Origin of the sequence: Achromobacter xylosoxidans A8 (assembly GCF_000165835.1) — a bacterium.
GTDB classification, from domain to species: domain Bacteria; phylum Pseudomonadota; class Gammaproteobacteria; order Burkholderiales; family Burkholderiaceae_B; genus Achromobacter; species Achromobacter xylosoxidans_B.
In genome coordinates, this window is sequence record NC_014640.1 from 1,944,030 (window position 1) to 1,957,137 (window position 13,108).

Consider the following 13,108-nt stretch of genomic DNA (forward strand, 5'->3'; position numbering starts at 1 on the left):
CCTCATGACTGTTTCGCCTTTGCCCGTCCGCCTGGAAGCGGTGATCTTCGACTGGGCCGGCACGCTGGTCGACTTCGGTTCCTTCGCGCCCACCAAGGTGTTCGTGGACGCGTTCTCGCAGTTCGGCGTGGAAATGTCGCTGGCGCAGGCCCGCGGCCCGATGGGCATGGGCAAGTGGGACCACATCCGCACGCTCTGCAACGATGCCGTGATCGCCGGCCAGTACCAGGCCCAGTTCGGCCGCCTGCCCACCGATGACGACGTGACCGCCATCTACGAGCGCTTCCTGCCGATGCAGCTGGACAAGGTCGCCCAGTATTCCGCGGCGATCCCCGGCGCGGTCGAACTGTTGCGCGCCCTGCGCCAGCACGGCCTGAAGATCGGTTCGTGCTCGGGCTATCCGGCCAGCGTCATGCGCCGCGTGGTGGAACGCGCCGCCTCCGAAGGCCTGGAGCCCGACTGCATCGTCGCCAGTGACGACGTGCCGCGCGCCCGGCCGGCGCCCGCGATGGCTTTGAAGAACGTGGTCGAGCTCGGCCTGTCCGACGTGGCCGCCTGCGTCAAGGTCGACGACACCGCGCCCGGCATCGAAGAAGGACGCCGCGCCGGCATGTGGACCGTGGGCCTGCTGCTGTCGGGCAACGCCGCCGGCCTGACGCTGGAGGAATACCTGAGCCTGGATGACGCAGGCCGCCAGAAAGCGCGCACCGCCGCCAGCCTGGAGCTGTCGCCCGCCGCGCCGCACTACCTGATCGACACCGTCGCCGACCTGCCCGCGGTGATCGCCGACATCGAATCCCGTTTGTCCGCGGGCCAGCGCCCCTAAACGTTCCATCACCTGTCTGCACCGCCTGACGGGGCCGGCCCAAGCCAGCCCCGAGGACCTTCTCAGCCTTTTTTCCGCTTACCAACGGAGTACTTCATGAATCGCTACAAGCTGCTTGCACTGGCCGCCGCCCTGACGGGCGTGATGGGCGCCGCCTCCGCCGAGACCACACTGACGGTCTACACCGCGCTCGAAGCCGACCAGATCAAGGCCTACCAGGCCGCGTTCGAGAAGGCCTATCCCGACATCAAGATCCAGTGGGTGCGCGACTCCACCGGCATCATCACCGCCAAGCTGCTGGCCGAAAAGAACAACCCCAAGGCCGACGCCGTCTGGGGCCTGGCCGGCACCTCGCTGGGCCTGATGGACAAGGAGGGCATGCTGCAGCCCTACGCCCCCAAGGGCCTGGACCAGATCGCCGCCAACATGCGCGACGCCAAGGCCGAGCCCAGCTGGGTCGGCATGGACGGCTTTGCCGCTGCCATCTGCTTCAACACCATCGAAGCCGAGAAGCAGAAGCTGCCCAAGCCCACCTCGTGGCAGGATCTGACCAAGCCGGTGTACGCCGGCAAGATCGTGATGCCGAACCCGGCTTCGTCGGGCACCGGCTTCCTGGACGTCAGCGCCTGGCTGCAGATCTTCGGTGAAGAGAAGGGCTGGGCTTACATGGACGCCCTGCACAAGAACATCGGTTCGTACACGCACTCGGGCTCCAAGCCGTGCAATATGGCCGCCGCGGGCGAATTCCCGATCGGCGTGTCGTTCGACTACCGCGCCGCCAAGCTGAAGGCTGACGGCGCCCCGGTCGAAGCCGTGTTCCCCTCGGAAGGCCTAGGCTGGGAAGTCGAAGCCACCGCCATCATGAAGGGCACCAAGAACCTGGAAGCCGCGCGCAAGCTGGCCGACTTCTCCGCCAGCCGCGAGGCCAATGAACTGTACAAGGCCAACTTCGCGGTGCTGGCCATCCCGTCGATCGCCACGTCGAATCCGAACCTGCCGGCCGACCTGATGCAGCGCATGATCAAGAACGACTTCACCTGGGCCGCCACCAACCGCGACCGCATCATCGCCGAGTGGACCAAGCGCTACGACGGCAAGTCCGAGCCGAAGAAGAAGTAAGTCCGTTTGATCGCGGCGGCGCTGGCTGCCGCCGCGCCCCGGGGCTGCCCGCTAGGGCGGCTCCCGCCGCATTTCCCTTTGCAATGTTCCACAGATGAAAAATTTCGACGTAGTCGTGGTGGGCGCCGGCATGCTGGGCATCGCCCATGCCTGGGCGGCCGCCAAGCGCGGCCTGTCGGTGGCCGTGATCGAGCGCAGCCGCCAGGCGCATGGCGCCACCATCCGCAACTTCGGCCAGGTCATCGTGACGGGCCAGGCGCCCGGCATGATGCTGTCGCACGCCCAGCAGGCGCGCGAGCTGTGGCTGGAACTGGCGGACCGGGCGGGCTTTCATGTGCGCGCCAACGGCGCCCTGGTGTTGGCCCGCAACGCCGAAGAGGCGGACGTGCTGCAGGAGTTCGCCGACACGCGCATGCGCCAGGAGGGTTATCGCGCCAACCTGCTGTCGGGCCGCGAGGTGGCCGCACTATATGGCGGCCAGCTGGCGCACCACTGCGCGGGCCTGCAAGGGCATGACGATCTGCAGATCTATTCGCGCGAGGCGCTGCCGGCCATTACGAGCTACCTGGCGGAGTCGCTGGGCGTGCAGTTCATTACCGGCACATTGGCGCGCGCGGTCGAGGGCGGACTGGTGTGCACCTCGGCGGGCGAGTTCAAGGGCGGGCACGTGTTCGTCTGCCCCGGACATGATTACCTGACCCTGCTGCCTGAGCGCTTTGCGCCGATGAACCTGGAGGTCACGCGCCTGCAAATGCTGCGCGCCGCGTTCGAAACCCATCCCATCGCGCTGGACCGCCCCTTGCTGACCGGCCTGTCCTGCGTGCACTACGGCGCGTTCTCGGATCTGCCGTCGGCGCTGGCGCTGCGCGAGGTGATCCAGGCGCGCACGCCCATGCTGCTGGAGAACGGCATCCATCTGCTGATCAGCCCCACGCCCTATGGCGAACTGATCATCGGCGATTCGCACCGCTACGGCCAGGATGCGCTGCCGTTCAACGACGAGGCGGTCGACAACGCCATGCTGGACCTGGCGTCCCAGGCCCTGGGCGCGCGCCTGCGCGTGCTGGAGCGCTGGCAGGGCGTCTATGGCGCGCACGGCCCGGCGCCGTTCTCCGTCATGCCGGTGGACCCGGCCACGACGGTGGCGGTGATGCATTCGGGCGTGGGCATGACGGTCGGCCTGGCCATCGGCGAGCGCACCGTGGCGGGCGTAGTGGGCCGCTGAACCCGGCCGGTGAGCCCGGGCGCTGGCGCGCAATGGGGCGCGCGGATGAGTGCAGTCACTCCTCGCGCAGCTTCGCATCCAGCGCCGCCAGCGCCGTCGCGTACATAGCCTGCATGGCGTTCGCCACATCGCTCAGTGGCGCGCCCTCGACCCGGAAGTCCGCCCACCATTGCACCAGCGTATGTCCGCTTTCAGTGATGGGATGCAGCGACACGCCAGCGATGCCATCGCGCAAGGGCAGGCTGGTTTCGATGACGGCGTAGCGCAGCGTGGTGCCGGGATCGTCCAGCATCAGGAGTTTCTCGCGCACAAAGCCGGACGACTTGCCCGTCAAGTACCGCACGGAACCCACCGCGTCATGACGTCCTCCCTCTTCGATCCGGCTTTCTGCAACGCCTGGCTGCCAGCGCGCCAGCCCATCGAAATCGCGGAAGCAGGCCCAGACCTTTTCAAGCGGCGCGTGAACAATGGCACTGACGTGTACGGTGTGCGGCATAGGGACTCCAATGGGCGCTAGGCCCTCGAAAGGGAAAACGGCAGGAAATGGGCGCTGAGCGGCAAGCCCGGATTTTGCGGTGTGCGGGATGCTTGAGACTATCGATTGGCGGAGGTGTCAGGCGCCGAGAGATCGGCGCAGGAAGGTCTGCGTCCGCTGATTCGCGAGCGCGGCGGCATGCGCGTCATAATGCGATCCGCCGCGCCGCGCGAAAGCATGGTTGCAGCCGGGATAACCGTGGACCTCGGTACCGGTCCTGCCCTCCAGCGCGGCCTTGATGCGCGCCTGGGAGTCCGCGGGAATGAACTCATCCGCATCGGCCAGATGCATCATCAGTGGCGCGGTCACCTGATCCGCTTCCTTCAGGTGCAGATCGGTGCCGCCGCCGTAGTAGGCGACCGCCGCGTCGACCTCGCAGCGGGCGGCTGTGAGGTAGGCCATGAGGCCTCCCATGCAAAAGCCCATGACGCCGACTTTGCCGTTCCCGCCTGAGATCGATCGCGCGGCGTCGATCATTGCCGCGATATCCTGCACGCCGCGGTCGATATCGAACGCCTTGTACAGCTCGAATGCCTGTCGCCACTCCTGCTTGTTCAGCTTGTTGAATTCGATGCCCGGCGCGGCGCGCCAAAAAAGATCGGGCGACACGGCGATGAAGCCCATGGCCGCGAGTTCATTGCATGTCGCCCGGAGATCGGCATTCACACCGAAAATCTCCTGGATGACTACGACGACCGGTGCGGAAATTGCCTGGGGCCGTGCTACATAGGCGTCGTAGGCTCCATCGGAAACCGTTATTTTCATCAGGCATATCTCTTCAGATTTGTTTCTTCGTTTGATTCAGCGGGCGCCAGGCACCCGTTTCAACGATGGGATTGCTCAGCCGCGTTGCTACGGTGTGAATCCGCCCGTTTCTTCTTGATGGCGACGAGGTCGGTACCTTCGGGCCAGGGGACCTCCTGGACGCGTTCCGGCACATCGTCCCATTCAAGACGCAGCGCCCGGCAGAAAGAGGCGTGCAGCATGTAGCCGCCGATGTGATATGTGATCTCGGCAATGTCCTCGTCCTTCATGAGCGTGTGCAGCGCATTGAAGACGCCGTCGGGAACGCGGCCGCGGTCGAGCACGATCGCGTCGGCATAGGCCAGAATCGCGCGCTCGAGCGGCGTCCACAAGTCAGGCTCCACATTCCAGTGCTGGATCGCGTCGATCTTGGCCTGCGGAATGCCAAGCACGTCTGCGATCTTGCAATGTTGCGAGTAGACGAACTGGCTCGCCATCAGGAAGCCAACCCGCATCAACGCGATTTCGCGCGCCCTGGGGTCCAACTGACTGGACGCTTCTGCCCCGAACAGTCCCAGCATGCCCATGTGCGCGGCGGCATGGTCGAAGATATATGGCCGCAATGCAATGGTGGACCACCAGTGTCCCGGCGTGCCGGTGGCCGTGCCCGGATTGACCGTCGGGTCGCCGCCCTTGAAAAGCCTCTCGTAGTATGGGCGGCCATTGGCATGGATTTCAGACAGGGGTACTTGGCGGACACGAGGCATATGTTCTCTCTGTTCTTGATGGGGTTCGTATTGGCAATATCAGGCGTCGATCGTCTCGCGCTTGTGGCGAGGGGCGTCCACGGCTGTCGCGGGCTCGTGCCGGACGTCCGCTTCGGTGAATACTCGTCTCCAACCTGCGAATTCGAGTTGAATGCCGTCTGGATCCCTGAAGTAAATCGAGGAGACCCAGGTGCTTTTGTGCTCTTGCTGCGTCACATTGAGCCCGTTCGGCGACACATCGTCGTGATGCACGATCTTGGATACCTCGACCCCCGCGGCAATCAGCCGTTCCCGATACTCGGGGATCAGGGCGGCATCGACATTGAACGCGAAATGATTCATTGCACCGATCGGGGTTTCGAAATGCAGTATCGACGGAACGGTCGGGCCCGGCAAAGCCGCAGGCGCATCCCGCAACCAAAAGAAGGCGAAGGATGCGCCGCAGCCCATGTCGAAGAAGAAGTGCTGCCCGTGGTCGAAAACATGGGTCTTGATCAGCGGCATTCCCAACACGCCTTGGTAGAAATCCACCGTGCGTTTCATGTCGGCGCAGACCATCGCGATGTGGTTCAAGCCCCTGATTTCGAATTTCTTGTTGACCTTGTCAGGCGCCGTAGTAAGTTGGCCGTTCATGTCGGTTGTCCCTCCAGAATTGAAGTCGATCACTTGCCGCCTGCTCGCTCTTGCCAAAGGCATTGGCGGATAGCGAAGGCTCGACATTTTTGTGCTTGCGTGGATCGGCAATCAATTTATCAGCGGTCCGCGACAGGGGGAATTCGCCATTCGGCAATGCAGCTTTCTGCTATCAAGCGCTCTGATTTATCCGCCCTGTCGGAAACGGCTCGACCCATGTTTGGGCGTTCGAGCATCCCTAGTAATCACAAAAATTTGTCTACTTACTACTTTTATCGATTCCTAGGTTCCAAAAGCGCTCGGCGTGATAGAGTTTTCCTCCGCCCGGGGGGCTTGGGCTCGCGGGATCAATCTCGGTCTGACAACTGATGGGTATGGCAACTGCTCATGGCTGGTCTCTCAAGGACATCGATCTCACTTCATTGCGGCTATTTGCGGCGGCGGTTGAGGAAGGATCTCTTGCCCGGGCGGCTGAACGGGAGCACATCGCCATTTCGGCCATCAGCCGCAGAATTTCGGATCTTGAATACCGCTGTGGCTTAGCGTTGCTCGAACGCCATGACCGCGGCGTGGCGGCGACTGCCGCCGGTGAGATATTGCTGGCTCGGTTGTGCGATCTGTCTGGCCCGCTTCAACGCATGATGTTCGACATGGAGGCGATCCGTGGCGGCACTAGCGGATTTATCAGGGTCCATGCCCATATGTCGGCGATTTCTGGATCTCTGCCTGGCAAGATCGCCAGTTTTATTGCTGAAAACCCGGGTATCGATGTTGAGTTGGACGAGTTCACCAGCGTCGAGGTTATCCATTCGGTCCGCACGGGCAGCGCGGATATCGGCCTGTTCTCGGGTACGGTCGATGGCGGTGATCTGCACATCATCCGCTGGGAGCATGACGAGCTGGTCGCGATCCTGCCGCCCGGCCACGGGCTTGCAAGCCGCGACGACTTGACGCTATCGGACATGCTCGACGAATTTTTCATCGGCATGCAGCGCGATAGCGCGCTATTGAGCCTGTACCGGCATCAGGCCACGATTCTAGGCAGGACTCTGAAGGAGCGCGGCCACGCGACGAGTTTTGAAAGCGTGCGCAAGATGGTGTCGGTCGGGCTGGGCGTCGCGATTCTTCCCGCCATCGCCGCCTACCCGTTTGTCGAACAGTTGGGCATCGTGGTCAGGCCGCTCAAGGAAACCTGGGCGTATCGCCCCTTGATGCTGTGCGTGCGTGACCCGAAGCATCTGCTTGCAGCCACGCGCTTGCTTGTCGAGCATCTGATCGGAAAAAAGCTCCCGGCCTGACGCCATGAAAAACACCCCATGGGATGGAGCTCCATCCCATGGGGTGCTGTTCACTGCCGGGCCCCAGCGGGCGAGGGGCCTCGGGGGCCCTGGCTTCAGACCCGCTCCTGCATGATGCGGCGATACCATTCATGGAAGTGCTGCATGCCGTCTTCCATGGGCGACTGGTAAGGACCGGTTTCGTTCACGCCGCGCAGCATCAGCGCCTTGCGGCCCGCGTCCATGCGCTCGGCGATCTCGTCGTCCTCGATAGCCGTTTCCATGTAGGCGGCGCGTTGCGCCTCGACGAACTCGCGCTCGAAGGCGGCGATTTCCTCGGGGTAGTAGAACTCGACCACGTTCACCGTTTCCTGCGGACCCTTTGGGTACAGCGTGGAGAGCACCAGCACGTGCGGGTACAGCTCGATCATGTGGGTCGGGAAGTACGTGACCCAGACCGCGCCGAAATCGGGCGCGTCGCCTTCGCGGAACGCCAGTAGCCGGTCATGCCACTGCTTGTAGACGTCGGACCCGGGCTGCGCCAGGGCGTTGTGCACGCCGACCTTCTGCAGGCTGTACCAGTCGTTGAACTCCCAGCTCAGGTCGTCGCAGGTGACGAAGCGGCCCAGGCCCGGGTGGAACGGACCGACGTGGTAGTCCTCCAGGTAGACCTCGATGAAGGTCTTCCAGTTGTAGTTGCACTGGTGCACTTCGACGTGGTCCAGCACGTAGTCGCCGAAGTCGAATTCCGGACGCGAGAACAACGGCGCCATGTCGGCGGCCGGATCGCGCGGGCCTTCGAACAGCAAGCCATGGCAGTCGCGCAGGCGGAACTTCTGCAGGTTCATGCAGGGCGTGGTGGCGAACTGCGGCGCGCCCAACAACTCGCCCTGGTTGTTGTACGTCCAGCGATGCAAGGGGCAGACGATGTTGCCGCCGGTTGCCTTCAGATTGCCATGCGTATTGCAGTTGCCGGCCACATTGCCGGTCTCGCCGCCAAGCATCAAAGCCTGGCGATGGCGGCAGACATTTGAGATGAGTTCGACGCCTTGCTGGTTGCGAACCAGCACGCGCCCTCCGTCTTCCTGGACCAACGTACGCCAATCCCCGTTTTCGGGCACCACTTTCTGGTGGCCGACGTATTGTGAGGATTGCTTGAAAATGAGTTCTTGCTCGCGGGCAAAGAGGGCTTCGTCAAAATACGCGCTGACGGGTAGCTGGGTGCGAGCTGGCACTACATGTGCCATCCGACCGATGTCGGTCATGATTCCCCCCGCTCGGATAAAAAAGCCAGGACGGAGAAGCATTTGCCTGGCGGCTTTGAAATCCGCTGGGTGCGTTCCGTGCTGGCGCGAAGAAAAATCGGTGCTGGCCGATCAAATAAGCCGTGAATTGTACCCCAAGCCCTTACCCCGCGCCCGTGAAGATCTGCGAAGCTTGGTGAAGTTATGCCGCAGCTGGTCGATGCGTGCCAGCTACGGCATAACCCCTTGAAGATGTAGGCCTTTCAGACGAAGCGTCGGGTGGCGGGATGGCGCCTCAGCAGCCAGCTGCTGGCCGCCGACAGCGCGAACACGGCGGCGGCCAACACCGGCAGCGTCCATGCGTCATTGCGCGCGCCGCTCAGGGCGCCGGCGCGATGCGCCACGTCCAGGAACAGCGGATGGATCAGGTAGACGCCGAAGGTCAGCGGCGCCAGCGAGGCCAGCCGCGGCAGGCGCGGCGATGAGACGATCCACTGGAACGCGGCCAGCGACATGAACGGCACCGTGAGGCTGAAGTAATCGTAAAAGTAGGTGTTGAGGGCCCGGTTGCTCGACATGGCATACACGCCCAGCGCCGTCGCGGCCACGCTGGCTGTCAGCATCAGGCCGGGGCGAGGGATGCGCATCTGGCCGTCGAAGATCAGGCGGCCCGCCACGAAGTAGCCCAGATAGGGCAGGAACCAGGTCAGGAAAAAGCCGGCGGGCGCGCCCAGCGCGCGGCGGTACAGCGCGTCCAGGATCGCCACGCCCAGGATGCCCACCACCCACAGCGCGCGCGCCCGTGGTGTGCTGCGCGCATACAGGACTCGTACCAGTGGCGCGAACAGGTACAGGCCCACGATCATGTACAGGTACCACAGGTGGTAGTAGGGCTCGCCCTGGACCAGCTTGCGCGGCCAGAACGAAAAATCGATGCGGCCGTCGTCCCACCAGTCCAACGCCGTGCGCCATGCCAGATAGAAGAAGGTCCAGAACAGGAGCGGCGCGCAGATCCGCGCCATGCGCCGGCTGTAGAACTGGCGCGCGTCCTGCGGCTTGTCGGGATCCAGCAGCAGGGCGCCGCTGACCATGACGAACACGGGCACGCACCAGCGCGCGGCCGAGTCGTACAGATTGGCGGCCAACCAGGCTCCGCCGCCGTAGACGGCCGGGTTGCTGACCACCATGGCCGCGCTGTGCAGCAGCACGACCGCGACCGCCGCCAGCCAGCGGGCGGCATCCAGGCGCGCGTATTTCTCTTCGGTATAGGGCATCGGGCTCCCGTTGCGGTGTTTGCCTTTTCACCTTAGCAGCGGGGCGCGCCCTGGTACTGTATCCAGGGGTTAGAGGGCCTGTCGGCGGCGCACGAAAAAACCGGCAGGGCTGCGGGAGCCTCTGCCGGCAGGAGCCGCGTGGCGCGGCGCATTCACGGGCAGGCGCGGGCCTGCCTACGTTTTGTCACGAAACGGCTCGCGCCCTCATTGCAGAACGATATTGGCCTGCTTGATCAGCTGCGCCACGATGGGCTGTTCGGTCTTGATCTGCTTGTCCAGTTCGGCGGCGGTGCCGGAGCGGGGATCGATGCCCATGTCCAGCATGCGCTTCTTGACGGTTTCGTCCTGCAGGGTTTCGACCAGGGCCTGCTGCAGTTTTTCCATGACGGGGGCGGGCGTGCCCTTGGGCGCCACGAAGCTGAACCAGGCGGTCATGTCGAACGCGGGATAGCCTTGTTCGGCCAGCGTCGCCAGCTTGGGCTGCGTCGCCAGGCGGCCGGGGCTGGTGATGGCGAAGACCTTGACCTTGCCGGCATCGGCCTGCGGCATGCCGGTGGCCACCATGTCGAAGAACAGGTCCACGTCGCCGCTGACCAGGGCGGGCAGGGCCTGGGTCGCGCCCTTGAACGGCACGTGCAGGATGTCGATGCCGGCGCGCTCCTTGAAGAGTTCGCCCGCAAGGTGCGAGGACGTGCCCGGGCCGAAGGTGGCGAAGGTCAGCTTGCCCGGGTTCTGCTTGGCGTAGGCCACCACGTCCTGGGTGCTGTTGAAGGGCCGCTTGGGACTGGCCAGCAGGACCAGCGGTCCCACGCCGACCATGCCGATGCGGGCGAAGCCGTCGGGATCGTAGGGCAGTTCCTTGTACAGATAGCGGTTGGTGACCAGCGTGGAGTTGGTCGCCATCAGGATGGTGTAGCCGTCCGGCGCTTCGCGCGAGACAAAGGCCGCCCCGATCGAGGTGCCGGCGCCCGCCTTGTTCTCGACGATCATGGGCTGGCCTAGCGTCTTGGCCATGCGTTCGGCCAGGATCCGGGTCAGCACATCGGTCGCGCCGCCGGCGGGAAAGGGCGAGACCACCTTGATCGGGCGGGCCGGGTAGGTGTCGGCCTGGGCGCCCAGCGCCGCCGCGCTGAGCAGCAGGGTGGCCAGCAGTTTGAAGCTAGTGCGTAGCATGTTTTCCCCTTGAAAACGTGTGCAATGAGTGGAGGGTCGGGCCTGGCTTGGCGCCGCGAGGCAGTGCTTGCCAGGTCTCCTTGGATGCATTAAATTCCGTAAAATGGAATTTAATTTTGTTATTCGAAATAAACTATAAAAACGAAGCGAATAGAAATGCAATCTTTTTCTGACGCCAAGCGCATCGCGCATCCCGCCGCCAAACCCGACGGCAAGGTCGAACTCAGCCTGCCCGCGCGGCGCAAGCGCGCCGCCGGCTCGGGCGAGGGCGCCAATTCTCCCGACTTCATTACGGCGCTGGCGCGCGGACTGGATGTGCTGCGCTGCTTCCGCCATGGCGTATCGGCCTTGGGCAACCTGGACCTGGCGCGCCTGACCGGCCTGCCCAAGCCCACCATCAGCCGCATTACCTACACCCTTACTGAATTGGGTTATCTGCGCTATCACCCGGACACCGGCAAGTACTCGCCCGGCTACGGCGTGCTGGCGCTGGGCTTCGGCCTGCTGGCCGGGCTGGAGGTGCGCGAACTGGCCAAGGCCTCGATGACCGAACTGGCGCGCGCCACCGGCGGCGCGGTGGCCCTGGGCGCCTTCGACGGCGACGCCATGACCTACGTCGAAGCCATCCATGGTTCTTCGGCGCTGTACCTGCGCCTGCCAGTGGGTTATCGCGCCAGCCTGGACAGCGCCATGGGCCGGGCATACCTGGCCAGCCTGCCGCCCCAGGCTTGCGCCGACGCGCTGGCCCGCCTGGGCGAGACGGCGCCGGCCGCGGACGCCATCGAGCGCGCCCGGGCGGAACTGCGCGACACGGGCTGCTGCTACGCCATCGGCGAATGGCAGTCGGGGATCAATGCGGTGGCGGTGCCGTTCTCGTCCATCACGGGCGAGGGCGTCTTCGTCATGAGCTGCGGCGGGCCGGCCAGCCTGTTGCCGGAGGCGGACCTGCGCTCGCGCGTGGCGCCTCTGCTGCACGCCGCCATAGCGGGGCTGGCGGGCGCTCCGGCCTGAGACTTGCGGCGCGCCGCGGCAAGCCCGACGGCCTTGCGGGTATCTCGTACAATTCACGGATTGATCCACCCCCTAGCGCCCTCGGAGACCCGTTTGGCCAAATCTTCACAAGCCGATCCGCAGATCGATGACCGTCCCTTGCCCCAGGATTTCGAAACGGCGCTGGCCGAACTCGAATTGCTGGTAGCGGCCATGGAAGACGGCTCGTTGCCGCTGGAGCAGTCGCTTGCCGCCTACCGGCGCGGCGTGGCGCTCACGCGGGTCTGCCAGGAACGCTTGGCGCAGGCCGAACAGCAGGTCAAGGTCCTGGAAGGCGATTTGCTGCGTCCGCTGGACCCGGCGGCGCTGGATGACGAATAAGAACCCGATGAAGCAAATTCAACTCGCCTTTCCGGAATGGTTGCAAGGGCGCGTGCAGCACGTCGAAGACGTGCTGGATGATCTGTTGCCCCCGGCGGATGCGTTGCCCTCGCGGCTGCACGAAGCCATGCGTTACGCCGTGCTTGGCGGCGGCAAGCGGGTGCGTGCCGCGCTGGTCTATGCGGCGGGGCAGGCCTGCCCCGTCAGCGGCAGCGTGCTGGCCGTGCAGGCCTCGCTGGACCGCGCCGCCGCGGCGGTGGAACTGATCCACGCCTATTCACTGGTGCACGACGACCTGCCCTGCATGGACGACGACACGCTGCGCCGCGGCCGTCCCACCACCCATGTGAAGTTCGACGAAGCCACCGCCATGCTGGCGGGCGATGCGCTGCAGCCGCTGGCCTTCGATCTGCTGGCTTCCATGCCGATCGCACCCGCGCTGATCGTGCAGGCCACCCAGTCGCTGGCGCGCGCCGCCGGCAGCCAGGGCATGGCCGGCGGGCAGGCGATTGACCTGTTCAGCGTCGGCCACGCGCTGTCGCGCGACGAACTGCAAACCATGCACAGCATGAAGACGGGTGCCATGCTGGCTTGCAGCGTGGCCCTGGGCGGCATCGTGGCGGGCGCCAGCTCGGCCTCGCGCCAGGCGCTGGACGCCTACGCGCAGGCTGTTGGGCTGGCCTTCCAGGTGGTCGACGACATCCTGGACGTGACCGCCGACAGCACCAGCCTGGGCAAGACGCCGGGCAAGGACGCTGCCGAAAACAAGCCTACCTATGTATCGCTGCTGGGTCTGGACGGCGCGCGCGCGTTTGCCCAGGAACTGCGTGAGGACGCGCTGGCTGCCCTGGCTCCGCTGGGCGAGGCCGGATCGCGCCTGGCTGAACTGGCCGACTTCATCGTCCTACGAGACCGCTGAG

Annotated in this window: 14 protein-coding genes; 7 read left to right on the plus strand and 7 right to left on the minus strand. The window is 64.7% G+C overall.

The genetic code is table 11. From position 1 onward, the window contains the following. Nucleotides 1-4: 4 nt before the first annotated feature. The 3 genes from phnX to AXYL_RS09050 all read left to right on the plus strand — a co-directional run bounded on the left by phnX (nucleotide 5) and on the right by AXYL_RS09050 (nucleotide 3,170). Nucleotides 5-826 (plus strand): phosphonoacetaldehyde hydrolase, encoded by an 822-nt coding sequence (gene phnX, locus AXYL_RS09040; protein ID WP_013392490.1) that lies wholly within the window; start codon nucleotides 5-7, stop codon nucleotides 824-826. Between the two features lie 96 nt (nucleotides 827-922). After that, the gene (locus AXYL_RS09045; protein ID WP_013392491.1) at nucleotides 923-1,945 is read left to right on the plus strand and encodes a putative 2-aminoethylphosphonate ABC transporter substrate-binding protein; all 1,023 of its coding nucleotides are present in this window, start codon (nucleotides 923-925) and stop codon (nucleotides 1,943-1,945) included. Between the two features lie 94 nt (nucleotides 1,946-2,039). Next, entirely contained in the window at nucleotides 2,040-3,170 is a 1,131-nt protein-coding gene (locus AXYL_RS09050) for a TIGR03364 family FAD-dependent oxidoreductase (protein WP_013392492.1), read from the plus strand. A gap of 55 nt (nucleotides 3,171-3,225) precedes the next feature. Here AXYL_RS09050 and AXYL_RS09055 read toward each other — a convergent pair whose 3' ends face one another. The 4 genes from AXYL_RS09055 to AXYL_RS09070 form a co-directional block, all read right to left on the minus strand. Beyond that, complete coding sequence (locus AXYL_RS09055) at nucleotides 3,226-3,666, minus strand: SRPBCC family protein (RefSeq protein ID WP_013392493.1); 441 nt, start codon at nucleotides 3,664-3,666, stop codon at nucleotides 3,226-3,228. A gap of 117 nt (nucleotides 3,667-3,783) precedes the next feature. After that, nucleotides 3,784-4,470, minus strand: coding sequence for a dienelactone hydrolase family protein (locus AXYL_RS09060; protein WP_013392494.1), 687 nt, complete (start codon nucleotides 4,468-4,470; stop codon nucleotides 3,784-3,786). 59 nt (nucleotides 4,471-4,529) lie between these two features. Continuing rightward, nucleotides 4,530-5,216 (minus strand): carboxymuconolactone decarboxylase family protein, encoded by a 687-nt coding sequence (locus tag AXYL_RS09065; RefSeq protein ID WP_013392495.1) that lies wholly within the window; start codon nucleotides 5,214-5,216, stop codon nucleotides 4,530-4,532. A 39-nt stretch (nucleotides 5,217-5,255) separates the two neighbouring features. Then, a complete protein-coding gene (locus tag AXYL_RS09070; RefSeq protein WP_237709987.1) occupies nucleotides 5,256-5,882 on the minus strand; it encodes a VOC family protein in 627 nt (208 codons plus the stop codon). Nucleotides 5,883-6,217: 335 nt separating this feature from the next. Here AXYL_RS09070 and AXYL_RS09075 point away from each other — a divergent pair, with 335 nt between their 5' ends. Next, nucleotides 6,218-7,147 carry a LysR family transcriptional regulator gene (locus tag AXYL_RS09075; protein WP_049797781.1) on the plus strand — a complete coding sequence of 310 codons (930 nt, stop codon included), beginning with the start codon at nucleotides 6,218-6,220 and terminating at the stop codon, nucleotides 7,145-7,147. 95 nt (nucleotides 7,148-7,242) lie between these two features. Here the strand turns inward: AXYL_RS09075 and AXYL_RS09080 are convergent, their stop codons facing one another. The 3 genes from AXYL_RS09080 to AXYL_RS09090 all read right to left on the minus strand — a co-directional run bounded on the left by AXYL_RS09080 (nucleotide 7,243) and on the right by AXYL_RS09090 (nucleotide 10,817). Then, nucleotides 7,243-8,391, minus strand: coding sequence for an aromatic ring-hydroxylating oxygenase subunit alpha (locus AXYL_RS09080; RefSeq protein WP_013392498.1), 1,149 nt, complete (start codon nucleotides 8,389-8,391; stop codon nucleotides 7,243-7,245). 242 nt (nucleotides 8,392-8,633) lie between these two features. Continuing rightward, nucleotides 8,634-9,644 carry an acyltransferase gene (locus AXYL_RS09085; protein WP_013392499.1) on the minus strand — a complete coding sequence of 337 codons (1,011 nt, stop codon included), beginning with the start codon at nucleotides 9,642-9,644 and terminating at the stop codon, nucleotides 8,634-8,636. Nucleotides 9,645-9,848: 204 nt separating this feature from the next. Continuing rightward, nucleotides 9,849-10,817 (minus strand): Bug family tripartite tricarboxylate transporter substrate binding protein, encoded by a 969-nt coding sequence (locus tag AXYL_RS09090; RefSeq protein WP_013392500.1) that lies wholly within the window; start codon nucleotides 10,815-10,817, stop codon nucleotides 9,849-9,851. Between the two features lie 156 nt (nucleotides 10,818-10,973). Here AXYL_RS09090 and AXYL_RS09095 point away from each other — a divergent pair, with 156 nt between their 5' ends. The 3 genes from AXYL_RS09095 to AXYL_RS09105 all read left to right on the plus strand — a co-directional run bounded on the left by AXYL_RS09095 (nucleotide 10,974) and on the right by AXYL_RS09105 (nucleotide 13,107). Beyond that, complete coding sequence (locus AXYL_RS09095) at nucleotides 10,974-11,828, plus strand: IclR family transcriptional regulator (RefSeq protein ID WP_013392501.1); 855 nt, start codon at nucleotides 10,974-10,976, stop codon at nucleotides 11,826-11,828. Nucleotides 11,829-11,921: 93 nt separating this feature from the next. Then, entirely contained in the window at nucleotides 11,922-12,188 is a 267-nt protein-coding gene (locus tag AXYL_RS09100; RefSeq protein WP_013392502.1) for an exodeoxyribonuclease VII small subunit, read from the plus strand. A gap of 7 nt (nucleotides 12,189-12,195) precedes the next feature. Beyond that, nucleotides 12,196-13,107 (plus strand): polyprenyl synthetase family protein, encoded by a 912-nt coding sequence (locus AXYL_RS09105; protein ID WP_013392503.1) that lies wholly within the window; start codon nucleotides 12,196-12,198, stop codon nucleotides 13,105-13,107. Nucleotide 13,108: the final 1 nt, after the last annotated feature.

Bases quoted from the DNA above. Each gene is read 5' to 3' on its own strand.
- phnX (WP_013392490.1), top strand. From the start codon at position 5: ATGACTGTTTCGCCTTTGCCCGTCCGCCTGGAAGCGGTGATCTTCGAC.
- AXYL_RS09045 (WP_013392491.1), top strand. From the start codon at position 923: ATGAATCGCTACAAGCTGCTTGCACTGGCCGCCGCCCTGACGGGCGTG.
- AXYL_RS09050 (WP_013392492.1), top strand. From the start codon at position 2,040: ATGAAAAATTTCGACGTAGTCGTGGTGGGCGCCGGCATGCTGGGCATC.
- AXYL_RS09055 (WP_013392493.1), bottom strand. From the start codon at position 3,666: ATGCCGCACACCGTACACGTCAGTGCCATTGTTCACGCGCCGCTTGAA.
- AXYL_RS09060 (WP_013392494.1), bottom strand. From the start codon at position 4,470: ATGAAAATAACGGTTTCCGATGGAGCCTACGACGCCTATGTAGCACGG.
- AXYL_RS09065 (WP_013392495.1), bottom strand. From the start codon at position 5,216: ATGCCTCGTGTCCGCCAAGTACCCCTGTCTGAAATCCATGCCAATGGC.
- AXYL_RS09075 (WP_049797781.1), top strand. From the start codon at position 6,218: ATGGGTATGGCAACTGCTCATGGCTGGTCTCTCAAGGACATCGATCTC.
- AXYL_RS09080 (WP_013392498.1), bottom strand. From the start codon at position 8,391: ATGACCGACATCGGTCGGATGGCACATGTAGTGCCAGCTCGCACCCAG.
- AXYL_RS09085 (WP_013392499.1), bottom strand. From the start codon at position 9,644: ATGCCCTATACCGAAGAGAAATACGCGCGCCTGGATGCCGCCCGCTGG.
- AXYL_RS09090 (WP_013392500.1), bottom strand. From the start codon at position 10,817: ATGCTACGCACTAGCTTCAAACTGCTGGCCACCCTGCTGCTCAGCGCG.
- AXYL_RS09095 (WP_013392501.1), top strand. From the start codon at position 10,974: ATGCAATCTTTTTCTGACGCCAAGCGCATCGCGCATCCCGCCGCCAAA.
- AXYL_RS09105 (WP_013392503.1), top strand. From the start codon at position 12,196: ATGAAGCAAATTCAACTCGCCTTTCCGGAATGGTTGCAAGGGCGCGTG.